Raw genomic sequence first — 25,322 nt, forward strand, 5'->3', positions numbered from 1 at the left:
TTGAGTTGAACTGTTGGGCGTTGTGCTACCGCCCAATTTTTTTATAAAAAAAGATCGCAACATTGTGGATGGATAACAATGTCGGATATTAAACAGAAGTGTATAGTTAAACCATAGATGTTATTTAAAAAATCTTTTGGTTGCGTATCCATGCACTGAATTGGACTCGGATTCGGTGCCGAATCTTGAATTCAACGAGGTCAAGCATAGGCCTTATTTTTTTGAAAGCGTATGATTGCAACGAATTTTTGGCACGGTGTTATACCGGTTGAATTCCAGATAAAGAGGATCATTAGGAGTGATGGAATGAAGATTTTGATAGTGCCTGACTCATATAAAGGGAGTCTTAGCTCCAAAGAAGTAGCCGATTGTATGGAGCAAGGCATTTTGGACGTACTGCCTGAAGCGATAGTACACAAAATTCCTATTGCCGACGGTGGCGAGGGTACGGTTGAGGCTATTCTTAGCGTTACCTGCGGGGAATCTCGAAAATTAGAAGTGATAGGGCCGCATGGGGGCCCGGTAACCGCCACTTACGGTGTTTATGATAATGGGCGATCCGCCGTCATTGAAATGGCTTCGGCATCGGGGATTATGCTGATGTCACAAGATAGTTTAAATCCATGGGGCGCGACAACTTATGGTACGGGACAGGTTATTAAGGCCGCACTTGAGGAAGGTGCCCGTAGGTTGGTGATCGGCATTGGAGGAAGCGCCACGAACGACGGCGGCGTTGGTATGGCACAAGCGTTGGGTGTTCGTTTTCTAGACGCTGCAGGGGAAGAGATCGGATTTGGCGGCGGCGAACTGCAGCGTATTTGCTCAATCGATATGAGCGGCATCCATCCGACAATCGCCCAATGCGAAATAACGATAGCCAGCGATGTGACAAATCCGCTATGCGGACATAAGGGGGCAGCTCATGTGTTTGGCCCACAGAAGGGTGCGACCCCTGAGATGGTTGTCAAGTTGGATGAAGGCCTTAAACATCTTGCGATGATTATCCGGGAGCAGGTCGGCATTGATATTGAGAATGTGGCGGGAGCAGGAGCAGCAGGTGGACTTGGCGCTGGCCTCATGGCTTTTTTAAACGCAAAGATGGCTCGGGGGATCGACATTGTGCTTGAAGCTGCCCGGTTTGATGAGGTAGTTCGTGATGCGGATTTGGTCTTTACAGGAGAAGGGCGAACCGATGCGCAGACTGTATTCGGAAAAACGCCAGCTGGGGTCGCGAAGCTATCCAAAAAATACAATAAACCAGTCATTTGTATTTCTGGCGGAGTCACGACGGAGGCTTTTGAAATTTACAATATCGGCATTGATGTAATTATTGGAGCGACACAGATTCCTATGACATTGGAAGAAGCTATAGGAAAAACGCCAGCCAATATCCGCCATGCTGTATCCTCCGTGTTGCGAGCGATTCTAATTCCAGAGAAATACGGCATTGGCCGTCTCGGGAAGTTACCAGTGGTCTAGCTAACAATAAATTTATTTACTTATCAAATTCGGAGGTTCTTACCATGATGAACGAGACAACTAAGCAGGAGCCGGCAGCATTTGCGGGAACGCCGATCATTACAGAAATGACTGTCATTCCGGTTGCCGGTCATGACAGCATGCTTCTGAATCTAAGTGGCGCACACGGCCCGTACTTTACGCGCAATATTGTGATTTTGAAGGACAACTCTGGCAGAACCGGTGTGGGTGAGGTACCCGGCGGGGAGAACATACGCAAAACGCTTGAGGATTCACGTGATCTGGTAGTTGGTCAATCTATTGGCACTTATAACAATATTCTAAACCAAATGCGCATTGCCTTCGCAGACCGTGATGCCGGCGGACGTGGGCTGCAAACGTTCGATCTGCGCGTTGCTATTCATGCTGTCACGGCGATGGAAGCCGCGCTGCTTGATTTGGTCGGTCAATATCTCGGCGTTCCCGTAGCCGCTTTGCTTGGGGAAGGCCAGCAGCGCAAGAAGGTAGAGATGCTCGGATACTTGTTCTATATCGGCGACAGAAATAAGACGGATCTCCCTTATTCCACACCTTACGAAGCCAACGATGAATGGTATGCTGTTCGCCGCGAAGAAGCCATGACGTCGGAAGCGATTGTACGTCTGGCCGAAGCCGCCTATAAGAAATACGGATTCAATGACTTCAAGCTTAAGGGGGGGGTGTTGCGTGGTGAAGAGGAAATCGAAGCAGTTACAGCTTTGGCTGAGCGTTTTCCCAATGCTCGCATTACACTGGATCCCAATGGCGGTTGGCTTTTGAAGGACGCTGTGCGCCTTTGTCGTGATAAACACCAAGTATTGGCTTATGCCGAGGATCCTTGCGGGGCAGAGGAAGGATATTCAGGACGCGAAATAATGGCTGAGTTTAAAAAACAGACGGGACTGCCAACAGCTACGAATATGATTGCAACGGACTGGCGCCAATTGGGGCATACCCTAAGCCTGCAATCTGTTGATATTCCGCTGGCTGACCCGCATTTTTGGACGATGCAGGGCTCTGTTCGCGTCGCGCAGCTTTGCCATGAGTGGGGGCTGACCTGGGGGTCACACTCCAACAACCATTTCGATATATCATTAGCAATGTTTACGCATGTAGCCGCGGCGGCTCCCGGTACTATTACAGCGATCGATACCCATTGGATTTGGCAGGAAGGAGAAGATCGGCTTACGAAAGAACCGTTTCAAATTGTTGATGGTATGGTCGAGGTTCCTGAAAAACCAGGATTAGGTGTAGAAATCGATATGGAGCAAGTTATGAAGGCGCACAAGTTGTATCAGAGCATGGGACTCGGCTCTCGGGATGATGCCGTGGCAATGCAGTATTTGATCCCGGGCTGGAAGTTTGATAACAAACGTCCTTGCATGATGCGTTAAATAGACCCGATTTAGTAATCTAAAGGAGGAATTATAAAATGAAGAAGGTTGGATTTATTGGGCTTGGGATCATGGGAAAACCAATGAGCTTGAATTTGATCAAAGCTGGCTATAATTTGGTTGTTCTTGACAGAAACTCCGAGGTAGTAGAGGAATTGAAAGCAGCAGGTGCGACCGTTGCTGTTAATCCTGCAGATGTGGCTAGACAGGTGGAAGTTGTCATTACGATGCTGCCCAACTCTCCACAGGTGATGGAGGTAGTTCTCGGCGAGAACGGTATTATCGAAGGAGCTAAACCAGGTACTGTTGTCATCGATATGAGTTCCATTGCTCCGCTCGTCAGTCAAGACATCGCTACTACACTTGAGCAGCGGAGCGTTGCCTTCCTGGATGCCCCGGTTAGTGGCGGAGAGCCGAAGGCGATCGACGGTACTCTGTCAGTTATGGTCGGCGGAGACAAGAAGCTGTTCGATGAGTACTATGATCTTCTGAAGGCGATGGCGGGCTCTGTAGTACACACTGGCAAGGTTGGTGCAGGGAACATTACCAAATTGGCGAATCAAGTGGTTGTTGCTCTAAATATTGCCGCCTTGTCTGAAGCATTTGTCTTGGCCAATAAGGCAGGGGTTGAGCCAGAGTTGGTATTTGAAGCGATTCGCGGCGGATTGGCAGGAAGTACGGTCATGGAAGCGAAAGCCCCATTGATGCTGGATCGGAAGTTCGATCCTGGCTTCCGAATCGATTTGCATATTAAGGATTTAACGAATGCACTGGAAACTTCGCATGGCATCGGTGTACCGCTTCCGCTTACCGCTTCGGTGCTGGAAATGATGCATGCGCTCAGAGTGGACGGTTTGGGAACTGCCGATCATAGCGCGCTGCTGCAATATTATGAAAAGTTGGCCCATACAGAAGTTATACGATAATCTGCGAGGAGATGTCGCTATGGATACCGATTTTATTCGCGGGGTAATTCCCCCGATCGTTACGCCTGTGGACGACAATGAGCGTCTGGATGAGCAGAGCTTTCGGTGCATTGTGGATCATGTAATTGAAGGCGGAGTCCATGGAATTCTGGCGCTGGGCAGCAATGGGGAGTTTTTTGGACTTGATCCGGAGGATCTTGGACGTGTGGTGGCTGTTACGGTTGAGCAGAGTGCGGGAAGGGTGCCGGTTTATGCCGGCATTGCGGCTATTTCAACAAGGGAAGGGATTAGGCAAGCGCGCTTGTACGAGGAGTTGGGCGCGCGAGCTATTTCCATTTTGCCGCCGATGTTCGTAACACCGACTGAAAACGAACTATTTCATCATTTTAAGAAAATTGCGGAAGCTACGTCCCTGCCTATTTTGCTATACAACAACCCGGACAAGGTCGGCAACAACATCTCGCCGGGCTTGCTCGAACGCTTGGTAGAAGTGCCTAATATCGTTGGAATGAAGGACAGCAGCGGAGATCAGACGCTGACGGCTGAATTTATCCGCCGTACAAGGGATAAAGGGTTCAAGGTACTGGCGGGTAGGGACATTATGATTTTGAGTACGCTCGTTTACGGTGGTGTCGGCTGCGTAGCATCCACAGCTAATGTTGTTCCCCGGTTGGTTGTAGAAATTTACGACAAATATATGGATGGGGATATCCAAGGTGCTCTGGAGGCTCAATATAGGCTAGCGCCGCTGCGTATGGCCTGGAATCTTGGAAGTTTCCCCGTGGCTACTAAAGATGCCGTCAATTTGATTGGCCTTAAGGCGGGGAAACCGATTCTTCCCAACACAAGCTGCTCGGAAGAAAACTTATCGAAAATAAGAACTATTCTGAAGGATATGCAATATCTCTAGAATAGTCTATCAGAGTTTTAACATCTTCAAACATCGGTCTGCGCTATGATAAGCAAAGAGGGCCGGCTACGCGATCCGTAGCCGGTTTTTCTTATATCGCTGTCTGGGGGGATTCTTGATGAAAATTACAACTGAACTGGCATTGCCGATCGCAAGTCAACTGATGTCCGTTATGGATTTTAACATCAACATTATGGATGATCAGGGAATAATCGTAGCTAGCGGCCAGTCTCAACGCATCGGTCAGCAGCATGAAGGGGCCTTGCAGGTGCTGGTGACCCGAACTCAACAATTAATCGGAGAAGAGGAGTGCCGAAATTTGCCGGGCTCCAAACCGGGTGTCAATCTGCCCATTGAATTTCAAGATAATGTTGTGGGTGTAGTAGGGATTACTGGCAATCCTGAAGAGGTCTATAAATTCGGCACTATTATCAAGATGAATGTGGAGATTTTATTGGAACAAATCCATATGAATAAACAGCTGCATTTTCGAAAAATGGCGCTGGAGGGTTTCATTAATGAATTGATCGTTCCTCACAATCTACGTGAGAAAAAGCTAAAGATGACCGCTCGTTCGCTACAGATTGATCTTAATATGGAACGGAGTATCATGGTCGTGGAAATTGAGGAGATGAAGTGGTCCGAGGAGATGGAAAGCAGTGATTTGTTGCAAAAGATCAATGAGCGGAAGGAACAGTTTTTGAATGGTTTGAAGGTATTAGTCAGCTTCCACTCGTTTTATGCTTATATTGAGGACGGCGCATTTTTTATCGCTGTACCGGCAGAGGATCAGTTTCAGAAGCCGATCTATGCAAAAATAGAGCAATATATTCAAAGGTTTGACTATCGTTATTATATTGGTGTCGGGAAATTCCGCTCGGGTCTTGAAGGATATAGAGCTTCATATAATGAAGCTCGCAGCTGTATACGCCTAAGCAAGAGATTTCAGCAAGCGTCTCAGGCAACCTGCATTGATGATTGGGGAATTATCCCTTACTTAGATTTGATCCCGCAGTCTGTACAGAAAGAATTTATGCAGCAGCACAAATGGTCTGGTCAGCTGAACGAAGACCACAAGCAGACTTTAAGAACATTCCTGGATTGCAATCTGGATGTCAGGGAAACGGCTGCGTTGTTGCATGTGCACCGAAATACGCTGTTTTACCGGCTGGACAGGATTTCTCAGCTTTTGCAATTGGATTATCGCAAGTTCAATGATCTGTTCAAAATTAAGCTGCTGCTTACCTTTGAACAATTGCAAAATTAGGATAGGCATCGAGGGCTTGTGCTATTGTACAATTTTCTCGCGAAAAATGTCGAAGTTTTTGGATTAGCAAACGATGTGGGGACAAAGGCACAGTGATATATTTTATGTATCGGGGGACAAGCTAATCGTCCGAGGGCACCGGAAGGCACTTTTATATGACGGGAAAAGCAACTTTGAAATCGTTAACAAAAGGGCGAAGAAAGTCCCGCGCGTCAATAAACAATCATGAAGGTGCTTTCATACCAACGGGAGTTATGCAGTGTCTCAATAATACTTAAAGTAATGGGAGGGAATATTTTTGAAAAAGACATTTTTATACGTATTAGCAGCAGTTATGGTGTTTACGTTGCTGCTCAGTGGATGTGGTTCCAAGGACAACAGCAGCAACGCTGGTCAAGCCAATGAGTCTAACGCTCCGGCAGCAGAGAATTCTACGGGGACTGAAGATATTACTAAGAAGGTTCCAGAGGGGCAAATGATGATCACTCCGATGCTGATCGGCTATCAAAATGCCGAAATTGAGATTACATGGCAGCCGAACCCGAGCCAGTCGTTGGAAGCGACTTCGCCAGCTCGAGTAGATTACCTGACTAAGAAAATGAAAGCTTGGATTGAAGAGCATCCCAACGTAAAGATTAAGCCAATCAGTACCTCAAGCAACTCTGGCGATAACATGGCTAAGCTGCAGCTCAAGCTTAATGAAGGAAGCGCACCGGATGTGGCTGCAGTAGACTCCTTCATGATGCCGACTTTCGCTGAGTATGCACAGCCTTTGAATGATGCTTTCGCCGCAAAAGGCATTTCAATGGATGACTACTTCCCGTTCATGCACAGTACCATGCAGCCGGATGGGCCAGGTGGAGATATTTTAAGTGATTGGTACACAACAGACGTTCGTGCTTTGTACTACAGAAAAGATTTAATTGATACACCGCCGAAAACGGTTGACGAGTTGATTAGCACAGCTAAACAGCTGCAAGAGAACAATAAGGGAATGACAGGACTCATCTATGTCGCAGGTCGTAACGAAGGTGCAGTTAATAATCATCTGGGCATATATTGGAGCCAGGGCTTCCCATTGTTGAACGAAGACAATAGTCTCGCATTTGCAGATGGAGATGCGAATAAGGCCATGCTGAACTTCCTCTCATTCTTCGAGAATACAGTGGGAGAGGGTATTTCACCACAAAGAATTGTAGAATTTGACAAGGAATCAAGCATGTTTGGAGATTTGACCACGGATAAATTTGGTATGTTTATCGCTTCAAGCTCGGCCGTACCCCAGTTAAGAGAAATAATAGGTGCTGATGCTTTTGATGCGAAGTGGGGAATTGCCGAGCTGCCGGTCGTCAATGCAGGCGATACAAGCAGCTCATCTGCAGGCGGATGGACAAACGTGGTGTTTGCCAAGGATAAATTTAAAGCAGATCTGGCTGCTGATTTTGTACTAAGTCTCTATTCAGACGACTCGGCTGCCGGTGAATGGTGTGAGATCGGCGGGTTCCTTCCGACAAGAAAGTCGGTCTTTGATACGACACCAGCCTTCGCCGAGGACGAGTACTATAAGAGCTTTGCAGCCTATCTAGATCAAGCGCAAAGCCGGCCACCGGTGCCTGAGTACACGACACTATCGAGCGAGTTGCAGATTGCCATTGGTAATATTGTTACTGGTTCCAAGACGGCCGAGCAAGCTTTGCAGGAAGTTATCAAAAAAGCAGGCAAGTAATTTAGGGAGTGAAACGCATGCTTCAAGCCGCAACTGAATCATCTAAAAAGGGGATAATACGCAAGCTGTCTCGGGGGCCCTTCTTCTGGATTGCTCCATTAATTCTAGTATTATTGGTCACCTTCGTATACCCGGCTTTTGAAGTGATTCGCTATAGTTTTACCGATGCATCGCTGACGGGAAAAGATTATTCCTACACACTCAGCTCATATATTCAAATATTTAGTGATAAACAAATTTATACAACGTTGTGGACAACCTTTGTCTTCGTCTTCTTCAGCGTCGTTGGTCAGACGGTTTTGGGGCTTGCGATTGCGCTTGCCATTGTAAAAGGAGAGGAGCTTAGGCTTCGCGGTACGGTATTTGTTCGTGTGGTCACCTTGCTGGCATGGGCCATTCCAGGTGTTATCATCGGGGTCATTTGGAAGATATTCCTGAATGAATCCGAGTCCGGAATTCTAACTTCTATGCTTAATGCTGTAGGTATTAACAACGTGACATTCCTAACGGCTGCTGGATCGGCGCTGGTCTGTACGATCGTCGCCAATATTTGGAGGGGAACGGCCCAAAGTATGATTCTTTCTTACTCCGGGTTAAAGACGATATCCAAGGATATTCTGGAAGCGGCTGATATTGATGGCGCTTCTGCCTGGCAAAGATTGATTCACGTAACCATTCCTTCCATCCTATCGGTGATATCGATTAATGTCATATTAAATATTATCGCGACCTTCAATACCTTCGACATGGTCATGGCGCTGACTTCCGGTGGTCCTGGTAATTCAACAGAGATTCTTGCCTTATCCGCCTATAATCAAATCTTCGTGCATATGAATTTAGGCTCGGGTTCGGCTTACGCCACGGTTCTTCTCTTAATTAACGGATTGATGGCGGCCTTCTACTTCTGGTTCCTTAGACGCAGCAGCGACAACACTTGATTACTTTATCCGTGACGTGTGAATCCAAATCTTTATTTTGGATTCACACGCTCTAGGTTAGGAGACTGTATTATGAACAAGAGCGCTAAAATTAAAGCTTCAATCGGCTTATATTTTGTTTATATCCTAATTTCTCTTTTTTTCTTGTTACCTTTTCTATGGCTCGTATCGCTATCTTTCAAGACGGTACCGGAACTATTCGCTGTTCCGCCAAAATTTTTACCAAATCAGTTTAATTTCGATAATTACAAATACGTGCTTTGGAAGACAGATATATTCGGTTACTTGAAGAACTCGCTGGTGATTATTTTTGCTACGGTCATCGGTACTTTGATCCTAACTCTACCTGCGGCTTATGCCTTCTCTAGATTTGATTATCGGGGTAAGAAAGCGACTATGCTGGCCGTATTATTCTTCCAGATGATTTCACCATTAATTATTGTTATTCCGCTATACAAGTACTTAAGCAGCTTGGGGATGCTGAACAATTATGGAAGTTTAATTTTCGTTTATATCGCCGTCGCTCTCCCCTTTGCGGTATGGTCCGTCAAGGGTTATGTTGATACAGTCCCTAGGGAGTTGGATGAAGCGGCTGCCATCGACGGCTGTAATAAATTCCAAACGATGTATATGGCCATTTTGCCGTTGGTTGTTCCGGGAATCGTCTCTGTTGTCATTTTAGTCGTGGTCAAGAGCTGGGCGCAATTTATCGTACCGTTTATTCTGTTGAACGATTCCAGCATGTACCCGATTTCGGTAGGGCTAGTTAATTTGCAGTCTACCGCTGACTCTATTACCACACATTACTTGGCGGCAGCGGCAGTTATCGCTATTTTCCCAACCTTGATTATTTTCATCATTCTGCAAAGATTTATCGTTTCTGCTATGACGGCAGGCGCGGTGAAGGGATAGGGAATCGCCTTGAACATCAGAAGGAGGGTTGGAAATGGAACTTGTAAAACAGATTGAAGACATTATTATGAATGAAATTCGTCCTATGACCCGTGTCGACGGTGGGGATGTGGTATTTGAAGGTTTTGAAGACAACACGATCATTCTGGGTGCATATGGGGACTGTGCTTCTTGTCCATGCGTCGATCCGGAACTGAACGAATGGATCAGAGAGCGGGTATCTAAACGATTTGGCATGGAATTTCGGGTGAAAATTAACAAACACATTCCTTACTACGCAAGATAGAACGGAGGAAATATAGTGGCACACATTGCGGTAGAACGCAGAAGTATTAGTATGCAGAAATGGTCTAAGCTTGTGTTCGAGCAGGTGGATCAAAGAATTTTCAAAGAGGTATACCCGCTGGATAACTGGCTAGTACGCAATGGCCGATATGAGCCGGATGCTTACATTTGGGAGGATGATTTCCACCCAATCTTTGAAGGGGACAAATGGGGAGGGCCAGACATCACTTCCATGTTCAAGTGTGACTTTACCATTCCGGAGGAGCTGGACGGAAAGAAAGTCTATCTGTACATGTACACGGCAACCGAAGTGATTATTTCAGACAATGGCCGCTATGTGGACGGGCTCGATCCGAACCGCAGCTGGTGTGCATTTCTGGATAAAGCCAAGGCTGGCGAGCAGCATCAAATGATTTTGGAATGCTATACCCGCTCCAAGCCGGACGATGACCGGGGGGTAGCAAGAAACTTGAAGGGCTGTATTCAGACCTTTAAGCGGCCGAGCCTGGTCGTTATTGATGAGGAAATGTTAGGGTTGAAATATGACCTGGATATGCTGTATCAAAGTGCTTATGCCGAGAATATGGAAGAGGGCGCCAGAGAATTTTATGCTAGTCATGTGGAGAAGATTCTCAAATTGTTCCCTTTCTTTGAAAGCGATGATGATGAGGAATTCAGACAGGCTGCTCCGCGCATTCGTGAATATATTAAACACAATGTGTACGAGAAGAGCGGACGCTTTGGTAAAAACGGCAAGCTGGCATGCGTAGCCCATTCTCACCTTGACCTGGCCTATCACTGGACGATGGGACAGACGATCCAAAAGAACGCCCGAACTGTGCTCATACAGCTGCGCTTGATGGATCGTTACCCAGAATTTAAGTATTCTCATACCCAGGCTTGGGCTTATGAGTCGCTGCAAAAGTATTATCCACCGCTCTTTGAAGAGGTTAAGCGGCGCGTGGCGGAAGGACGCTGGGAAATCGTTGGCGCGATGTACGTAGAGCCTGACTGCAATCTGGTGAATGCGGAAAGCTTAGCACGGCAAATTATGTACGGCAAACAGTATTTCTTGAAGGAATTCGGTGTGGATGTCGACATTGCTTGGCTGCCTGACGTATTTGGCAATAGTGCGATTATGCCGCAGATTCTGCAGCAGGGCGGCGTAAATTATTTTGTATCGAACAAAATGTCCACATGGAATGATACGAATCTGTTCCCGCACAACAATTTCCTATGGCGTGGATTAGACGGAACGACTGTTAAAGCATGTGTGCCGCCGGTACACTTCAATAGCTGGATGGATCCGAACCAGGTAATCGGAAGCTGGGAAGCCTTCCAGGATAAATCCTATTGCGATGAGTCTTTACAAATGTTCGGATACGGCGATGGGGGCAGCGGTATCACTAATGAAATGATGGAGTATTATTACCGCGAACAGAACATGGGCGGTATTCCGCAGATGCGTCTGACGACGGGCAAGGAGTATCTGGATACTGTATTTGCGGATACCTCGGAGTTCCCGACTTGGGACGGCGATTTGTATTTGGAGATGCACCGCGGCACCTTTACGACGAAGGGTGAGCTGAAGCGGTTCAACCGCAAAGGCGAGTTCCTTGCGCAGCAAACGGAGGCTACCGCAGCTATCGCATCTTTGTTAGCGGGCCGTATTGTTGTTACCCAGGAAGAAGTGTCGATCCCATGGAAGAAGCTGCTGTTCAACCAGTTCCACGATATTCTGCCGGGCAGCCATACCGCTCCGGTAGGGACAGATGCGATCCAAATGTATCAGGAAATGAATGAAGAATTCTATGAGCTGAATTCCAGAGCGCTGGAGGTTCTGACTCAGCCTGAGAACGGAAGCTTTGTAGCGGTTAATGCTTTTTCCGATAAGCAGACGATTTCCTATTTTGAACAGCCTGTAACGGTGCCGTCGATGATAGACAAATCTGGCCGGATTTACCCGGTGCAAAAGCAAATATCGGCTGAAGGCGGAGAAAGATACTGCACTGAGATTGAGCTTGATGGCTTCAGCTTGGGTGAGTTCAAAGCTTCGGAGACGGTTGTCGAGAAGGCGGAAGATCTTCGGGTGTCCACAACTTGCCTAGAGAACGCACTTGTGTCTGTTCATTTGGATGCGGAAGGTAATATCATTCAGATGGTGGACAAAGTTCGTCAGCAGCAGGTTAATGCGCCAGGCGCTCTGCTGAACCAATGGCAATTGTTTGAGGACTGCCCAGGAACGTATAATGCTTGGGATATTGTAAAATCGTACACGGATCATCAAATTAACTTCGATGGCTGGAACAACATCACTGTAGTAGAAGATGGCCCCATCTCCGTAGCGATTCGCATGGAGAAGTCCTTCAGCAAGAGCCGGGCAGTGCAAATTGTCCGTCTGTATGCGGAAAGCCCTCGCGTTGACTTTGAAACCTGGATCGACTGGCGCGAGAAGGAAAAGCTGTTGAAAGTAGCATTCCCTGTGAATGTAAAAGCAAGAACCTACACAACAGATACTTCGGCGGGCGTGCTGGAGCGAATGAACAATAAGAACACGACCTGGGAGCAGGCGCGTTTCGAGGTGCCGTGCCACAAATGGGTTGATCTGTCTGAAGGTACGTTTGGAGTTTCGATTCTGAACGATTGCAAATATGGCTGCGATGTAGAGGATAATGTGATTCGCCTCAGTCTGTTGAAGGCTCCGATTCGTCCGGATCGGGAAAGCGATCTGGGTACACATTACTTTACTTATTCGATCTATCCACACGGTTCAAGCGCGATTACCGAAGGCATGGTCGAAAGCGCCTATCAGCTTAATCAGCCTGCGCCTATTTATTCGGATCGAAAGTTGTCTGTTGATGAGGGAAGCCTTCTGGAGAATACGGCATCCGCATTGAAGGTACAAGCGTTCAAGCTTGCGGAGGATGGCAGCAATGATCTTATTCTACGCTTGACTGAAGTTTACGGCTCACGCGGCACAGCTCGGATTACTCTGCCGTTTGCAATCGGGTCTGCGATGGAATGTGATTTGATGGAGAATGTGGAGAAGCCAGTAGCCTTTGAGCAAAATACGATTGAGGTTCCGTATACTCCTAATCAGATCATTAGCGTGAGGTTAACACAGAAGTAAGGCATCTATGTCAGTCTAGTTGAGAAATAAATTAGCACAGAGAAGGCAGTCCGCCCTCGAGAGAGGATGGGCTGCCTTTATTCGTGTTTCGGATGCGATGGTTTGAAGATGCACGTTGAGCCTGTGTTGACAGCCTTGGGATGGCAAACCTAAACTTGAGGAAGCTTTAATGTAGCGGTGAAGGTAGTTTTTATGAAAATGTTGTACAAAGCTATAATTCATTTGGTAAAGTGATGCCGTGCTGGTAATACGGATTAGAGCTATTTCGCAACTGGAAGCTGGGATGAATTGATTAATGCTATTGAGCAATAGGGTAACTGAACAGCTAAAAGAATGTCATGAGGAAGGCTAAAGGTTTGGTATGATCCAAAATATTTATATAAGTTAAAGTGGGGTATAAAAATGTTCATTCAAATTGTAGCCGTTGGCAAATTGAAGGAGAAGTATTTGGTACAGGGGATCGCGGAGTATGCAAAGCGGCTTGCCCCGTATGTGAAGTTTCAAGTCGTGGAGGTGCCCGACGAGAAGGCGCCGGAGACGATGAGTGAGGCGGAGGTGCAGGCGGTGAAGGCACGCGAGGGCGAGCGCGTGCTGGCCCAGGTGAAGAGCGATGCGCATGTCATCGCTCTGGATGTGGGCGGCGAGCTATGGAGCTCGGAGGAGCTCGCCGCTTGCGTGGACAGGCTCGGCACATATGGGACGAGCCATGTCGTGTTTGTCATCGGCGGGAGCCATGGGCTCGCCGATGGGGTGCTCAGCCGCGCACAGCAGCGGCTGTCGTTTGGGCGCATGACGCTGCCTCATCAGCTCATGCGCCTGGTGTTGACTGAACAAATATACCGCGCTATTACTATAAATAAAGGGATTCGATACCATAAATAAAGCTAGTTGGGGACGAATTGGGGACGAAACTTTTCGAGCTTGTCTACAGCATCGTCGGAAAGTTTCTTAGTTACGTGGGAATAGATATTAGCGGTTGTTTGAAAGTCAGCGTGCCCATGGCGTTCCTGAATCACCTTTAGGCTTACGCCTTCTTCAAGCAAAAGAGTCGCGGCAGTGTGTCGGAGATCGTGGAGGCGGATATGAGGGAGTTCATGTTTGGTAGTAAACTCCTTCCAACGGTGGGACGGTACTACCCGGTAGTAGGGTTTTCCCACTCCGTTGTGGAACACATATTCGTGATCTTCGCCCTGCCACAGACTTCCTTGTTCTTCTTTGTCGATTTCCCACTCCTTCCTAAATGCAGATAGGTCATCCATGAACCATTTAGGCATTTTTACAACACGTTCAGAGTTTTCGGACTTCGGTTTTTTTATTACCTGTCCGGCAGCAAGGGTTTTGTTTATGTGAAAGGTTTGGGAGGTAAAGTTAATATCACTCCACTCTAAAGCGAGCATCTCACCGCGCCTAAAACCCCCAATCATACAGGCTGTAAAAAATAACCTCCAGTTGTTAGGTTCTTTTTGCAGGGCCTCCAAGACTTCAGCGGCTTGTTCTGAGTCGTAATATTGCTTAGATCGAGTGTCGCCTTTGGGGCGATCCACCCCATCCATCGGATTTACTTTTATCATCCTCCACTGTTTCGCTTTTGCAAACACGCTTTTTAAAATCGTGTAAATACAGAGCTGCATGCTAATGGAGTAGTGGGAGAGTGTGCCTATAAAATCTACGCAGTGCAGCGTTTTGATATTCTGGATCCGCTTGTTACCTAGGGCAGGAATGATATGTTTTTTTAGATGCCCATTATACGTTTCTATTGTGTTGGGTGACAACTTATTCAGATGTCTATCTGTATACTTTGTTTCAATAAACTCTTTCAAAGTGAAGTTGCCAGGCTGAATGTACTCTCCCGATTCAATCTCCATTTTAAAAGCGGCCAATTGATCATCGAGGTAGTCGCGGAGTCTCTTCGTTGTCTTAAGAAGCGCTTTATCTTCTACGACAACGGTCTTTCGGCGGCGATCCCGTGTGCCGTCTGGAAACTCGCCAACGTCGATGGTCAGGCGCCAAGATCGTTCTCCTCTCTTTTCGATACTTCCTTTCACTTTCAATCACTCCAAACATATGTTCTATTTTTATGTATAATGAACAGCCCTGCGGCTGGTAAGCGCGAAGGTTAGTATAAATATCTCTCCATTTCTTTCGGTACGCCGCACCGATTTAAGTACCATTCCAGTGGCTCGTCTGCATTTAGCTCTTCGCCAGCCGTTAACAAATGGGTAGCAAACTCATCTGCTTGATTCTCGTAGCGTCCTAACGGAAATCCAGTATGTCGGGTAATGAAATAGTGGCTATGGCCTTTATGAAGCCTGAAATGAGCGAGTTCATGTGCGCATATAAACCGCTTCTCCTCATCCGGCAAATTATCATTAATGACGATGATCTTTCTGCGAAGTATTCTGTCCTGATAGCCTTTTACGTTATCCGGCAAATCGAGAAACATAATCGTAATGCCTAACATTCTCGCAATCGTAAAAGGGCAACTAGTCCTGTATTTTCGGTATAGATTCCTAGCCCGGCGCTTTATGTTCAATTCATCCCCTCCTGATGCGGGCAGACCGATGTTATTCCTCGTTGTTCTTCTGTCTGGATTTTCTGTAAGCTTCCTTATTTTGTCGTTTTGCTTCCCAGAACATGGCTTCGAGCATCCCTAACATCTTAGCTCGATCTTCCTCTGAGAATTCTATCCCTTTATAGAACAGCCCTTGGGGATCAGCTAGGTATTTCTCCAAATCGCGCTTATCTTTTGCTGTCGCCCATTCAGGAGCGTTGCTTGTCGCGATATCTGGATCATCTGTGCGACCTAGTAGGTAGTCCGTGGAAACGTTGAAGTAGTCAGCTATTAATTGTAGTTTGTCTGCTCCAGGGTTCTGGGTTTTCAACCTATATAAAGTGTTTTTGGAGTAACCCAGCGATCTTTCTAGATCATTAATGGATATCTTTCGTACGTCACATAGTTTCTTTACCCTCTCAAATACTTCCATATCGACCATCCTTTGTGGCCAGTAATACTGAATTAAATAATTAGCATAAAAAGTGTTGACTATTTTATACTTATAGTTTAATATTACTGACATAAGCTATTTGATTAGCGAAAAAGACAAGAAAAAATACGACCTAATAAATACAATTTTCGAAGCTGGGGAGCGGACAAAATGTATTGTGTCAGGCTTTTTTAAAAGTCTTATTTAGCTATGGGTATAGGTTAAACTATTCGCGTAAAAATGTCAACATTTTAGCTAATCAAATAGCATTTTTATCTTAAGGGAGGGGTGAAGGTTGGAGAAGTATTCAGAGTTCGGGGCGGAAGCAAGAAAGATCATGCTCCAAAAAGGAATCACGTTGAAGGACGTTGCAGAAAAACTAAATGTTTCTACGCCTTACGTTTCCGATATTTTGAGGGGAAATCGGAAAGGTGAAAAACAAAAGCCTATCATTGCTGAAATGTTGGGCTTGGATAGCGAATCGTGAATTTCAAGGTTCGTTAACAGAAGTCTACTGAGAATGAGAGCTTTGTAGCTATCGTTCAAAAAAAAGACCGACAGTCTCAGGGTGATGAACTGTCCTTCTTTAAGAAGGAGAGTCAGATTTCTAGTCGAGCTGCAAGTTTTACCATAATACCTCGCCGCGCAATATTTGTTAAACGGAGATTTCCGTTCATCTGACTTATTCGTTAGTAATCTGTATTCTCAAGGATTCTGGTATTTATACCTCGTAGAAAGGAAGTGTCCCCGTGGACAAGGTTTTATTAGCCAACGATCTGCTGCCCATCTATCGGACAACAGATACTGGCGAGAAAGTAGTAGACGCTAGGGAGCTTTGCGGCTTTCTGAATGTAGGATCTCGATTCAACGACTGGATCGCGAGACAGATCAAAAAATACGGTTTCGTTGAAGGAGAAGACTTTCACTCATTTTTGAGTAATACCTCTGAGAACGGCGGTAGGCCACGCACCGACTACATTCTCAAGCTCGATATGGCAAAGGAACTAGCCATGGTAGAGAACAATGATCAAGGTCGTAAAGCACGTCGCTATTTTATCGAAGTCGAGAAACGTTACAGGGAGGCAGCCCCTTTGGTTCCATTAGCTGATTCCGAAGTAACCCAGAAGATCGCAGAAATCGATAAGACGATCAAGCTTATGCAGCTGCTTCGGGTTAGCGTGAGAGACGGTTTTTTAGACGGAGACAACGAAGCGCTGTACCGAAAACAAATAGCTGACAGGGTGTTAAGGACGGTAGAGCAACCGAAAAGTGCTCGCGCCCCTTATGAACGCGCTCCTTATAAATTGGAGCATGAACCCCAAACCGATGAATACGGGGGTCGCTGGTACAAATCTAGTGAAATTGCAGTCATTGCCGGCGTAACTACGAACTTGATCGGAAAGCTAGCAAGTCGCCACAATCTGAGAACGTCTGAATATTGTCGTTTTGTCTCTCTTAACGGAAACAGAGTGTCAGGCATTACGCAGCCGGAATACAACGAAATGGGCAAGGATGAACTGGTTCGACTGGCTGCTGTGGAGATCGCTAACGGGTACGTCCCTAGGCCAAAAAGAAAGAAGGCGAGAAGCCGATGACAGCTTTGGAGAAAGCTATTGCTGATATCGTCGCCCTGCACGTCGTGGAGGCTGAAAAGCGAATTTTAGAACGCCTGTCTGTCGCATCCGACAAGACGCTTACCTTTTCAGAAGCCTGTGAGTATTTGCAGATGTCCGATTACACGCTCCGTAAGCTTTGTAAAGGTAAACGCATACCGCACCGAACTGTGGGCGCAGAAGGAAGTCGAAGTCCTCGGTACTTATTTAGCTCCGTCAGCCTCGACCGCTGGAAACGAGACGAAGAAGCGAAAAACTACCAGACAGGCGGTGACAGCCTATGAGTAGGGTTTTAGATCTGGATTCAAATGAAGTGATCGACATTTGCGCGGATCCTGAATGCAACGCTGAAATATTCTTCGGACAGCCAGTCTGGAAGAAGGGGCACGATCTGATTTGCTCCACAGATTGCTTGCTTCGGGTGATGGGAGCCAAAACGATGATTGCGGGAAGGGAGGATTCACATGGAAGCTAGATACTGGTTTGTTGCAGAAACATACGTAAACGCCTTAGGGGCATCAGTTGGTTTTTATGCCTACAGTGATGGTGCTTACGGGATGCACATCACGGAGGATATCAACGACAAAAATATTCTCTACTATACCAACGAGGAGGCCGCCAAGGATTTTGCTTATAAAAATGTAGCTAACACAAACCGTACTGTGCATTGTCGTTATCTTGAATCGACTCCTATTAATTTGAAAGGAGAATATGGAATATGACCAACGAGGAGAAGATGCACGCAGAAACGGCAGCGGCACAACTTAATATAGCTCTTAATTATCTACAGCGTGCCAGGCAGACCTTGAGGGCTAGTAAGCACCCTGCTTTACGGGATGCTTTACGGGAGGTACGTGCTGCTAGTTTGGAGATCGAAGAGATTCGGGATGATCTTTTGAAAGGAGACTGAGCCGTGAATCACTTAAGCCTATTTAGCGGATACGGCGGTATCGATATAGCAACTCATCTTGTAGGTATGAAGACTGTTGCCTTTTGTGAGCGGGAACCAGCATGCCAAAATGTGCTGCGCAAACGATGGCCGGGAGTGCCTATCATAGACGATATCCGAAATTTGACGAGAGAGGAGCTGACTAAACTTGGCATTGGGGCAATTGACATTATTTCCGGAGGATTTCCTTGCCAACCCTTTAGCCACGCAGGCAAGAGAGAAGGAACGGCTGATGACCGATATCTCTGGCCAGAAATGCGGAGAGTCATCGAAGAGTGCCGACCGACTTGGGTTATTGCTGAAAATGTTAGAGGGCTCGTCAGTATGGCGCAGTCAGATTGGGAGCCTGTGCTGGAAGACGAAGGATTTACCGAAGAAGAAGCGCAGACGGTACTCGAAAGCATCCGGCAAGACTTTGAAGACATGGGGTATCGGTCGATCCCAATCCTTATTCCAGCTTGCGCGGTCGGAGCATCGCACGAAAGATTCCGCGTCTTCATCGCCGGGGCTTTGGGCAACGCCTAATGCTGCTGATGCGGTCGGTACAACGGGCGAAGGTCAGTCCAGATCTTTGAGGGGTGATGTGCGCATGTGGCCCACGCCGCGGGCGAACGATGCTGAGAAGCGCGGAAATATAGCAGATGATCCTAGAAATGGCTTACCCGGTGCGGTGTTATGGCCGACCCCACAAGCACGAGACTACCGCAGTGGTGATGACCCGGAAGGTTCAAGAGCAACCAGGAAACGGGAGCAAGGTTGGACACCCGGGCTAAATGATGCCGTGAAGCTCTGGCCTACACCGAAAGGGTCAATGCGCGGTGACTGCCCAAGTGAGCGTAATCGCCGATCTCCTGACCTTCAAGCTGCGGTGAAAATGTGGCCTACTCCTGCAGCCCAAGATGCAAAAAATGCTACCTTACCGCCAAGTCAGGCGGAGCGGGTCACAATCCCGGGGGCAATTATGCGCGAAGGACAGACTGGGCAGCTAAATCCAGATTGGGTTGAAGCCTTGATGTGCGTACCAAAAGGCTGGACGGATGCGGAACGAGAAGTTGAGTTGCCTGCTGTGCTAGATGATCTGGGAGATTACGTTGATTATATCCGGGCATATCTGCAACCAGCATTAATGGGACAACCGCAGCATGACTGGGAGCCTGCACGAGTTGCTAGTGGAGTTAAAGGCAGAGTTCCTCGGCTAAAGATGCTGGGCAATGGTGTGGTGCCGCTGCAAATCCTGCCTATTGTAGCAATCATAGCAATGATAGAGTCAGAAGTTTAATGCATAGCTCGAAAGTTCAGCGTATTTGAAAGGGGGTGAACAAGACAAATGAATGTGACACGTGATGTCCGGCTGGAACTGACAAAGGACGAGCGCATGGTGTGCCTACGCTTTGCCGCTAGCGAAAACGCGAAACGCTGGAAAAAAGAAAAACAGCTTACCACGGCTCCTACCCCGTAATAAGCTGCACAACAATACCATTCTAAGGCCAGTTTACCACTGGCAGAAAGGAAATTGCAATGAAAAGTACTGGAATCGTTCGGAAGGTTGACAATCTCGGCCGTATAGTTTTGCCGAAAGAGCTGCGCGACACCCTGGGGATCGCTGAACAGGATCCGCTAGAGGTCTTCGTCGATGGTGACAAAATCATCCTTCGCAAGTATCAGCCTGGCTGCTTCTTTTGCGAAGATACGACAGAGCTGATATTCCTTTTTAGCAAGCCTGTTTGTTCCAAATGCGCCAAGGATATTACCCGGATTCGTAACATTCATTAATCATATTTTAGGAGGACTTATACATGCCAGTTCAAATTACGATCAACGGTGAGAGTGCCACACAAGCTATTGAGGAATTTGCTATTTTGTCAGCTGCTTTTGTTGGACAAGCCGTGTTAGAGGCTACTTCTACAGCATCAACAGCATCTACAGAAGAGCCAAAAAAGCAGACCAGAAAACCGACCCCTAAGAAAAAGGAAGATTCAGAAGAGAAGAAGGTCGAAGTTGAATCTGAAGATGAAGAATCGGCTGGTGGTGAAACTCAGGAGGGCGCTGACCCTAAACATACTCTTGTTGATCTTCGGGCTCTTGCCAAGGAGAAATCAACGGCGGACGCATCTACAAAGCCGAAGATCAAGGAGATTCTCTCTGAGTTCGGCTACGCCAACATGAGCGCCGTCGAAGATAAGGACGTCGATGCGATCTATGCCAAGCTGGAGGCGCTATGAGTGCCCCAGCACACGCAGAGCGGGCACATGCACTTCTAGGTGCTTCGGGGGCCAGCCGTTGGATTGCTTGCCCCCCAAGTGCTCGGCTTACCGAACATATCTCGGAGAAGCGGAGTGAATACGCCGACGAGGGTACAGCAGCTCATGAGTTGTCGGAAGTAAAGCTGCAGCAGATGCTTATGCCTAATAATTCGGCTCGGCGTAAGGAGCTGGAAAAGGCATTAACGGAGGCTATGGCAAGTACGTACTACGGCCCTGAGATGGAGAACGCCGTTAACGATTACGTGGACATTGTGGCGGAACGCTTTCTCGCGGCTAAGGCACGTTCTCAGGATGCGGTGATCATGTTCGAGCAACGGCTGGACTTTAGTGAATGGGTACCTGAAGGGTATGGCACGGGGGACGTCATCATCATCTCTGATGGGATTATGGATGTGATTGACCTGAAATACGGCAAAGGCGTGCCAGTATCAGCTTTCGGCAATCCGCAGATGCGGCTCTACGCCTTGGGAGCTTGGCAGGAATACGATTTTTTGTATGGCATTGAAGAAATTCATATGACGATCATACAGCCACGGCTCGACAGTGTGAGCACTGACATTGTGCCGGTATCGGAGCTGTTAGAGTGGGCTGAAACCGTCGTTAAGCCTGCCGCTGCTCTCGCATTTGCTGGTGAAGGTGAGTTTAAGGCTGGGGAGCATTGCCGCTGGTGCAAGGTGAAAGGGAATTGCCGGGCGCGGGCTGATGAGAATATGAAAGCCCTGGAGTATGAGTTTCGTGATCCGGCTCTGCTGTCGCTGGAGGAAATCGGTTCAGTGCTTTTTGTAGCAGAGCAGTTGAAAGCCTGGGCGAAGGATGTTGAAGGCTACGCCTTCGATCAAGCCAAGAACGGTGCTAAGATTCCGGCGTGGAAGTTGGTCGAGGGTCGTAGCAACCGAGTGATTACGGACAAAGATGTAGCATGGAAGTCCTTAGAAGATGCCAAAATCGATGATGATAAGTTCCTGAAACCTCGTGAGCTTCTTGGCATCGGGGAATTGGAAAAGCGGATCGATAAAAAGGAGCTTGCCGCACTGATAGGCGACTTGATCGTTAAGCCCCCAGGGAAGCCGGTTCTTGTTCCTGAGACCGATCACAGGGCGGAGCTGAATAGCGTTGATCAGGACTTTGCAGGAGAGGAGTTTGAGTCCTAATGAGCCGTCTTTATATTATTGTTCAAACGAATAAAAGCAGTTATAACGACCAAACAAAAGTCACACAAAATTCTGAACGTGAAGTTCTCCGGTATGTAGGGCAAGTGTCTTCCCATGATGCTCTAGAGGATGATATCCATATCAACCGAATTTTTTCGGTTGATGATTACGGTAATGTTTTGCACCACGAAATAGAGTTCAAGAACGGCAAGCTGTTTTTAGTCACTATTCCAATTGAAAACTAACTAATAAGGAGAAATGTTCAAATGGCAAACGAAATCAGCACAAAGGTAATTACGGGTAAAGTACGGCTTTCTTATGCGAATGTGTGGGAGCCTCAATCTATTGATGGTGGCGAACCTAAATACAGCACTTCTATCCTTATTCCAAAGGACGATAAGGAGACCTTACGTAAAATCAAAACTGTCATTGATGCCCTGAAAGAGCAAGCAAAGGCTAAATTCGGCGGGAAGCTCCCGGCTAAGTTCCATACCCCGTTACGGGATGGTGACGAGGAACGTCCAGATGATGAGGCATATGCCGATCACTATTTTTTCAATGCTTCTTCCAAAAACAAGCCTGGCATTGCTAAGCCTGTCGGTAAAAATCCCGACGGATCGACTAAATTCCAGGAGATCACTGACACGACGGAAGTCTATTCCGGTTGCTACGTCAAGGCCTCTATTAACTTTTATATCTTTGATACCAAGGGCAATAAGGGGATTGCAGCAGGGCTGAACAATATTGTGAAGTTGCAAGACGGTGAGTTCTTGGGCGGTCGTAGCAGCGTGAAGGATGACTTCGCAGATGAGGATTTTGACGACATTATGGATTTCAGTGATGACGATGAGGACTTTTTGAACTAACTGGTAATGAGGGGATGCCGCAAGGGTCCCCTTTTCTATCAAAACATGGGGAGGATCAATAGATGGGGATTAATGACTTGGTGCAAGAAGCACATAGCAATGCAGTGAGTAAGGGTTGGTGGGACGAGGAACGGAGTTTCGGGGAAATCATTGCCTTGATCCACTCTGAAGCTTCGGAGGCTCTGGAAGATTATCGGAACGGAGAACCGCCAACGAATGTCTGGTATGAACATGATGGTCAGGATCATGCCGTACAAGTCGATGACGACTATAAGCCTTGCGGCATCCCATCTGAGCTGGCTGACATCGTAATTCGGGTATTCGATGCCTGCGGGCGATATGGCATCGATCTGGAGAAGGCGATTACTGAGAAGATGGCCTATAACGCAACGCGGCCACAGCGGCACGGTGGGAAAGTGATATGACGGTACTCCAGATTGACGTTGAGACCTACAGCAGCGTGGATCTAATAAAATGCGGAGTTCACCGCTACGTTGAATCACCGGACTTTGAAATTCTTCTATTTGCCTACGCTTATGATGACGATCCGGTGCAGGTGGTTGACCTAACTGATTTTGAAGAGCTGCCGGAGCAAGTGCTGCACGATCTGACTGATCCGGCGGTTATCAAGACAGCCTGGAATGCTGCTTTTGAGCGGACGGTGATTGCCAAGCAGTTTAATATCGAGTGTGATCCACGGTATTGGCGCTGCTCGATGGCGCATGCCTACACACTCGGTTTACCAGGGTCGCTCGAAAAGGCGGCGATCGCCCTTGGGCTGGAGGAACAAAAGGATACGAAAGGTAAGAACCTGATCAAGTATTTTTCCGTCCCGTGTAAACCGACCAAAGTCAACGGCGGACGTACTCGTAATTATCCACACCATGTGCCAGATAAGTGGCAGGAGTATATCGAATACAACCGGCAGGACGTGGTCGTCGAACGCGTGGTTCGTAAACGCTTGGAACGCTTCCCTGTACCAGACCGAGAATGGCGAGTATGGACGCTTGATCAGAAGATCAATGACCTCGGCGTGAGAGTCGACAAGGGGCTTATCGATCAAGCAATTGCCTGCTCGTCTCAATATACGGATCAGCTCCTGCAAGAGGCGCGAGATCTAACCGGGCTCGAGAACCCGAACAGCATCGCACAACTTAAAGGATGGTTTGAAAGTCATGGGTTGAAGGTTGTCAGCTTGAACAAGGACAATATGCCGGTTTTGCTAGACGCTGCTCCTGATGAGGATACCAAACGGATGCTAGAGATCCGACAAGAAATGGGTAAGACGTCAGTCAGCAAGTATGACGCCATGAAACTATCAGCCTGTGATGATGGCCGTGTGCGCGGGATTCTGCAATATTGCGGAGCCAGCCGGACATGGCGCTGGGCAGGCAGACGGGTTCAGATGCACAATCTGCCGCAGAATCATTTGGTAGATTTGGCACTGGCTCGAGAGATCCTGCTCTCTGGAGATTTTGAATGGCTAGAGATGCTGTTCGGCCCTGTGCAGTTTGTGCTTTCGGAGCTCATCCGTACAGCGCTGATTCCGGCAGACGGTCATCGATTTATCGTCTCTGACTTTTCCGCGATCGAGGCCCGCGTCATAGCTTGGCTTGCCGATGAGAACTGGGTGCTCGAAGTATTCAAAGGTCACGGTAAGATTTACGAGGCGACTGCTTCACGAATGTTTGGGATCCCATTCGAAACGATCATCCGCGGGCACGAGAACTACAAGTATCGCGCACCAGGTAAAGTCGCTACGCTCGCCTGCGGTTTCGGCGGCGGCCCGAATGCCCTCGCAAGCATGGACAAGAAGAAAGAGATTCCAGAAGAAGAGTATCCAGCTCTGGTCAAACAGTGGCGAGAAGCAAATCCCAAGATCAGACGGTTATGGTACAAAACCGAAGAGGCTGCGATGGAGGCTGTTAGGACGAAGTCGACTGTCAAGCTGGCTCATGGTGTTCAGTACCGCTATAAGAACGGCTACTTATTCGCTGATCTACCTAGCGGCCATAGCTTAAGTTACCCCTCACCGCAGATCAAGCCGGATCCGAAGTTTGACGGCAAGGAAGGCCTCACGTTCTTGGCTCCCGATCAATTAGGACGAATGGTTCGGCAGCGCACCTGGGGCGGGACTCTGGTCGAGAACCTTGTGCAGGCGATCGCACGGGACTGCTTAGCCGAGAGTCTGCTGAGATTAGACGCAGAAGGCTATCCGATTCCTCTGCATGTGCATGACGAAGCGGTGCTGGAGGTGCCAATCGGGATCGGCTCCGTCGAAGAGGTTACCGAGATCATGAGCCAGCCGATCGATTGGGCGCCGGGGCTGCCGTTGTCGGCAGATGGATTTGAATGTGATTTCTATCAAAAGGATTGATATGATGCTGCCAAAATTACCAGATAGTGTTGATCTTTATATTTCAGATGTTCCTTGGGACTTAGTCTTAAATGATAGCGGTAAGGTGATCGGGGAAGTTTATACACTTCTTCCCGATCCTCCGCCAAGGAGG

The 25,322-nt window shown here is 47.6% G+C and carries 30 protein-coding genes; 27 read left to right on the forward strand and 3 right to left on the reverse strand.

Annotation, left to right across the window (positions count from 1 at the left end):
* Positions 1-306 precede the first annotated feature (306 nt).
* The 11 genes from CZ379_RS04855 to rlmH all read left to right on the forward strand — a co-directional run bounded on the left by CZ379_RS04855 (position 307) and on the right by rlmH (position 13,867).
* A complete protein-coding gene (locus CZ379_RS04855) occupies positions 307-1,479 on the forward strand; it encodes a glycerate kinase family protein (protein ID WP_110930628.1) in 1,173 nt (390 codons plus the stop codon).
* A gap of 47 nt (positions 1,480-1,526) precedes the next feature.
* A complete protein-coding gene (gene gudD / locus CZ379_RS04860) occupies positions 1,527-2,891 on the forward strand; it encodes a glucarate dehydratase (protein ID WP_199925792.1) in 1,365 nt (454 codons plus the stop codon).
* Positions 2,892-2,929: 38 nt separating this feature from the next.
* A complete protein-coding gene (gene garR, locus CZ379_RS04865; protein ID WP_110930630.1) occupies positions 2,930-3,817 on the forward strand; it encodes a 2-hydroxy-3-oxopropionate reductase in 888 nt (295 codons plus the stop codon).
* Positions 3,818-3,836: 19 nt separating this feature from the next.
* A complete protein-coding gene (locus CZ379_RS04870; RefSeq protein WP_110930631.1) occupies positions 3,837-4,727 on the forward strand; it encodes a dihydrodipicolinate synthase family protein in 891 nt (296 codons plus the stop codon).
* 118 nt (positions 4,728-4,845) lie between these two features.
* Positions 4,846-5,994: a CdaR family transcriptional regulator gene (locus tag CZ379_RS04875; RefSeq protein ID WP_110930632.1), complete on the forward strand. Its 1,149-nt coding sequence runs from the start codon at positions 4,846-4,848 to the stop codon at positions 5,992-5,994.
* Between the two features lie 298 nt (positions 5,995-6,292).
* Positions 6,293-7,720 (forward strand): extracellular solute-binding protein, encoded by a 1,428-nt coding sequence (locus CZ379_RS04880; protein ID WP_110930633.1) that lies wholly within the window; start codon positions 6,293-6,295, stop codon positions 7,718-7,720.
* 17 nt (positions 7,721-7,737) lie between these two features.
* Complete coding sequence (locus tag CZ379_RS04885; protein WP_110930634.1) at positions 7,738-8,658, forward strand: carbohydrate ABC transporter permease; 921 nt, start codon at positions 7,738-7,740, stop codon at positions 8,656-8,658.
* A 72-nt stretch (positions 8,659-8,730) separates the two neighbouring features.
* Positions 8,731-9,570: a carbohydrate ABC transporter permease gene (locus tag CZ379_RS04890; RefSeq protein WP_110930635.1), complete on the forward strand. Its 840-nt coding sequence runs from the start codon at positions 8,731-8,733 to the stop codon at positions 9,568-9,570.
* A 34-nt stretch (positions 9,571-9,604) separates the two neighbouring features.
* Positions 9,605-9,856, forward strand: coding sequence for a NifU family protein (locus CZ379_RS04895; RefSeq protein WP_110930636.1), 252 nt, complete (start codon positions 9,605-9,607; stop codon positions 9,854-9,856).
* Positions 9,857-9,871: 15 nt separating this feature from the next.
* Positions 9,872-12,985 (forward strand): alpha-mannosidase, encoded by a 3,114-nt coding sequence (locus CZ379_RS04900; protein ID WP_110930637.1) that lies wholly within the window; start codon positions 9,872-9,874, stop codon positions 12,983-12,985.
* 402 nt (positions 12,986-13,387) lie between these two features.
* Positions 13,388-13,867, forward strand: coding sequence for a 23S rRNA (pseudouridine(1915)-N(3))-methyltransferase RlmH (rlmH, locus tag CZ379_RS04905; protein ID WP_110930638.1), 480 nt, complete (start codon positions 13,388-13,390; stop codon positions 13,865-13,867).
* Between the two features lie 2 nt (positions 13,868-13,869).
* Here rlmH and CZ379_RS04910 read toward each other — a convergent pair whose 3' ends face one another.
* The 3 genes from CZ379_RS04910 to CZ379_RS04920 all read right to left on the reverse strand — a co-directional run bounded on the left by CZ379_RS04910 (position 13,870) and on the right by CZ379_RS04920 (position 15,969).
* The gene (locus CZ379_RS04910) at positions 13,870-15,030 is read right to left on the reverse strand and encodes a tyrosine-type recombinase/integrase (RefSeq protein ID WP_110930639.1); all 1,161 of its coding nucleotides are present in this window, start codon (positions 15,028-15,030) and stop codon (positions 13,870-13,872) included.
* 71 nt (positions 15,031-15,101) lie between these two features.
* Entirely contained in the window at positions 15,102-15,518 is a 417-nt protein-coding gene (locus CZ379_RS04915; protein ID WP_234404826.1) for an ImmA/IrrE family metallo-endopeptidase, read from the reverse strand.
* Positions 15,519-15,549: 31 nt separating this feature from the next.
* Positions 15,550-15,969: a helix-turn-helix domain-containing protein gene (locus tag CZ379_RS04920; RefSeq protein WP_110930640.1), complete on the reverse strand. Its 420-nt coding sequence runs from the start codon at positions 15,967-15,969 to the stop codon at positions 15,550-15,552.
* 295 nt (positions 15,970-16,264) lie between these two features.
* On the opposite strand from CZ379_RS04920, the gene CZ379_RS04925 reads away from it, so the two are divergent.
* The 16 genes from CZ379_RS04925 (at position 16,265) to CZ379_RS04995 (ending at position 25,189) form a co-directional block, all read left to right on the forward strand.
* Positions 16,265-16,456, forward strand: coding sequence for a helix-turn-helix domain-containing protein (locus tag CZ379_RS04925; RefSeq protein WP_110930641.1), 192 nt, complete (start codon positions 16,265-16,267; stop codon positions 16,454-16,456).
* A gap of 262 nt (positions 16,457-16,718) precedes the next feature.
* Positions 16,719-17,564 carry an antA/AntB antirepressor family protein gene (locus tag CZ379_RS04930; protein WP_110930642.1) on the forward strand — a complete coding sequence of 282 codons (846 nt, stop codon included), beginning with the start codon at positions 16,719-16,721 and terminating at the stop codon, positions 17,562-17,564.
* Positions 17,561-17,866: a helix-turn-helix domain-containing protein gene (locus CZ379_RS04935; protein WP_110930643.1), complete on the forward strand. Its 306-nt coding sequence runs from the start codon at positions 17,561-17,563 to the stop codon at positions 17,864-17,866. Before CZ379_RS04930 ends, CZ379_RS04935 begins: the two co-directional genes overlap by 4 nt.
* On the forward strand, positions 17,863-18,057 hold the full coding sequence (locus CZ379_RS04940; protein WP_110930644.1) for a hypothetical protein: 195 nt from the start codon (positions 17,863-17,865) through the stop codon (positions 18,055-18,057). The genes CZ379_RS04935 and CZ379_RS04940 overlap by 4 nt, the downstream gene beginning before the upstream one ends.
* Positions 18,047-18,304: a hypothetical protein gene (locus CZ379_RS04945; RefSeq protein WP_110930645.1), complete on the forward strand. Its 258-nt coding sequence runs from the start codon at positions 18,047-18,049 to the stop codon at positions 18,302-18,304. The genes CZ379_RS04940 and CZ379_RS04945 overlap by 11 nt, the downstream gene beginning before the upstream one ends.
* Positions 18,301-18,492 carry a hypothetical protein gene (locus tag CZ379_RS04950; protein ID WP_110930646.1) on the forward strand — a complete coding sequence of 64 codons (192 nt, stop codon included), beginning with the start codon at positions 18,301-18,303 and terminating at the stop codon, positions 18,490-18,492. Before CZ379_RS04945 ends, CZ379_RS04950 begins: the two co-directional genes overlap by 4 nt.
* A gap of 3 nt (positions 18,493-18,495) precedes the next feature.
* Positions 18,496-19,056, forward strand: coding sequence for a DNA cytosine methyltransferase (locus CZ379_RS04955; RefSeq protein ID WP_110930647.1), 561 nt, complete (start codon positions 18,496-18,498; stop codon positions 19,054-19,056).
* A 64-nt stretch (positions 19,057-19,120) separates the two neighbouring features.
* Positions 19,121-19,810 carry a hypothetical protein gene (locus CZ379_RS04960; protein WP_110930648.1) on the forward strand — a complete coding sequence of 230 codons (690 nt, stop codon included), beginning with the start codon at positions 19,121-19,123 and terminating at the stop codon, positions 19,808-19,810.
* Positions 19,811-19,858: 48 nt separating this feature from the next.
* Positions 19,859-19,990 carry a hypothetical protein gene (locus CZ379_RS26920; protein WP_267890478.1) on the forward strand — a complete coding sequence of 44 codons (132 nt, stop codon included), beginning with the start codon at positions 19,859-19,861 and terminating at the stop codon, positions 19,988-19,990.
* Between the two features lie 59 nt (positions 19,991-20,049).
* The gene (locus CZ379_RS04965; RefSeq protein ID WP_110930649.1) at positions 20,050-20,304 is read left to right on the forward strand and encodes an AbrB/MazE/SpoVT family DNA-binding domain-containing protein; all 255 of its coding nucleotides are present in this window, start codon (positions 20,050-20,052) and stop codon (positions 20,302-20,304) included.
* A gap of 23 nt (positions 20,305-20,327) precedes the next feature.
* Positions 20,328-20,753 carry a hypothetical protein gene (locus CZ379_RS04970; protein ID WP_110930650.1) on the forward strand — a complete coding sequence of 142 codons (426 nt, stop codon included), beginning with the start codon at positions 20,328-20,330 and terminating at the stop codon, positions 20,751-20,753.
* Positions 20,750-21,946 (forward strand): DUF2800 domain-containing protein, encoded by a 1,197-nt coding sequence (locus CZ379_RS04975; protein WP_110930651.1) that lies wholly within the window; start codon positions 20,750-20,752, stop codon positions 21,944-21,946. The genes CZ379_RS04970 and CZ379_RS04975 overlap by 4 nt, the downstream gene beginning before the upstream one ends.
* A complete protein-coding gene (locus tag CZ379_RS04980; RefSeq protein WP_110930652.1) occupies positions 21,946-22,191 on the forward strand; it encodes a hypothetical protein in 246 nt (81 codons plus the stop codon). Before CZ379_RS04975 ends, CZ379_RS04980 begins: the two co-directional genes overlap by 1 nt.
* A gap of 21 nt (positions 22,192-22,212) precedes the next feature.
* Positions 22,213-22,812 (forward strand): DUF2815 family protein, encoded by a 600-nt coding sequence (locus CZ379_RS04985; protein ID WP_110930653.1) that lies wholly within the window; start codon positions 22,213-22,215, stop codon positions 22,810-22,812.
* Between the two features lie 62 nt (positions 22,813-22,874).
* Entirely contained in the window at positions 22,875-23,237 is a 363-nt protein-coding gene (locus CZ379_RS04990; RefSeq protein WP_110930654.1) for a nucleoside triphosphate pyrophosphohydrolase family protein, read from the forward strand.
* Positions 23,234-25,189 carry a DNA polymerase gene (locus CZ379_RS04995; RefSeq protein ID WP_110930655.1) on the forward strand — a complete coding sequence of 652 codons (1,956 nt, stop codon included), beginning with the start codon at positions 23,234-23,236 and terminating at the stop codon, positions 25,187-25,189. The genes CZ379_RS04990 and CZ379_RS04995 overlap by 4 nt, the downstream gene beginning before the upstream one ends.
* Positions 25,190-25,322 lie beyond the last annotated feature (133 nt).

It is taken from the genome of Paenibacillus bouchesdurhonensis (assembly GCF_900155685.1).
Taxonomy (GTDB): Bacteria; Bacillota; Bacilli; order Paenibacillales; family Paenibacillaceae; genus Fontibacillus; species Fontibacillus bouchesdurhonensis.

Excerpts from the sequence above, each read along its gene's own strand:
- CZ379_RS04855 (WP_110930628.1), top strand. The coding sequence starts at position 307 with ATGAAGATTTTGATAGTGCCTGACTCATATAAAGGGAGTCTTAGCTCC.
- gudD (WP_199925792.1), top strand. The coding sequence starts at position 1,527 with ATGAACGAGACAACTAAGCAGGAGCCGGCAGCATTTGCGGGAACGCCG.
- garR (WP_110930630.1), top strand. The coding sequence starts at position 2,930 with ATGAAGAAGGTTGGATTTATTGGGCTTGGGATCATGGGAAAACCAATG.
- CZ379_RS04870 (WP_110930631.1), top strand. The coding sequence starts at position 3,837 with ATGGATACCGATTTTATTCGCGGGGTAATTCCCCCGATCGTTACGCCT.
- CZ379_RS04875 (WP_110930632.1), top strand. The coding sequence starts at position 4,846 with ATGAAAATTACAACTGAACTGGCATTGCCGATCGCAAGTCAACTGATG.
- CZ379_RS04885 (WP_110930634.1), top strand. The coding sequence starts at position 7,738 with ATGCTTCAAGCCGCAACTGAATCATCTAAAAAGGGGATAATACGCAAG.
- CZ379_RS04890 (WP_110930635.1), top strand. The coding sequence starts at position 8,731 with ATGAACAAGAGCGCTAAAATTAAAGCTTCAATCGGCTTATATTTTGTT.
- CZ379_RS04895 (WP_110930636.1), top strand. The coding sequence starts at position 9,605 with ATGGAACTTGTAAAACAGATTGAAGACATTATTATGAATGAAATTCGT.
- rlmH (WP_110930638.1), top strand. The coding sequence starts at position 13,388 with ATGTTCATTCAAATTGTAGCCGTTGGCAAATTGAAGGAGAAGTATTTG.
- CZ379_RS04920 (WP_110930640.1), bottom strand. The coding sequence starts at position 15,969 with ATGGAAGTATTTGAGAGGGTAAAGAAACTATGTGACGTACGAAAGATA.
- CZ379_RS04935 (WP_110930643.1), top strand. The coding sequence starts at position 17,561 with ATGACAGCTTTGGAGAAAGCTATTGCTGATATCGTCGCCCTGCACGTC.
- CZ379_RS04940 (WP_110930644.1), top strand. The coding sequence starts at position 17,863 with ATGAGTAGGGTTTTAGATCTGGATTCAAATGAAGTGATCGACATTTGC.
- CZ379_RS04945 (WP_110930645.1), top strand. The coding sequence starts at position 18,047 with ATGGAAGCTAGATACTGGTTTGTTGCAGAAACATACGTAAACGCCTTA.
- CZ379_RS04950 (WP_110930646.1), top strand. The coding sequence starts at position 18,301 with ATGACCAACGAGGAGAAGATGCACGCAGAAACGGCAGCGGCACAACTT.
- CZ379_RS04960 (WP_110930648.1), top strand. The coding sequence starts at position 19,121 with ATGTGGCCCACGCCGCGGGCGAACGATGCTGAGAAGCGCGGAAATATA.
- CZ379_RS26920 (WP_267890478.1), top strand. The coding sequence starts at position 19,859 with ATGAATGTGACACGTGATGTCCGGCTGGAACTGACAAAGGACGAGCGC.
- CZ379_RS04965 (WP_110930649.1), top strand. The coding sequence starts at position 20,050 with ATGAAAAGTACTGGAATCGTTCGGAAGGTTGACAATCTCGGCCGTATA.
- CZ379_RS04970 (WP_110930650.1), top strand. The coding sequence starts at position 20,328 with ATGCCAGTTCAAATTACGATCAACGGTGAGAGTGCCACACAAGCTATT.
- CZ379_RS04975 (WP_110930651.1), top strand. The coding sequence starts at position 20,750 with ATGAGTGCCCCAGCACACGCAGAGCGGGCACATGCACTTCTAGGTGCT.
- CZ379_RS04980 (WP_110930652.1), top strand. The coding sequence starts at position 21,946 with ATGAGCCGTCTTTATATTATTGTTCAAACGAATAAAAGCAGTTATAAC.
- CZ379_RS04985 (WP_110930653.1), top strand. The coding sequence starts at position 22,213 with ATGGCAAACGAAATCAGCACAAAGGTAATTACGGGTAAAGTACGGCTT.
- CZ379_RS04990 (WP_110930654.1), top strand. The coding sequence starts at position 22,875 with ATGGGGATTAATGACTTGGTGCAAGAAGCACATAGCAATGCAGTGAGT.
- CZ379_RS04995 (WP_110930655.1), top strand. The coding sequence starts at position 23,234 with ATGACGGTACTCCAGATTGACGTTGAGACCTACAGCAGCGTGGATCTA.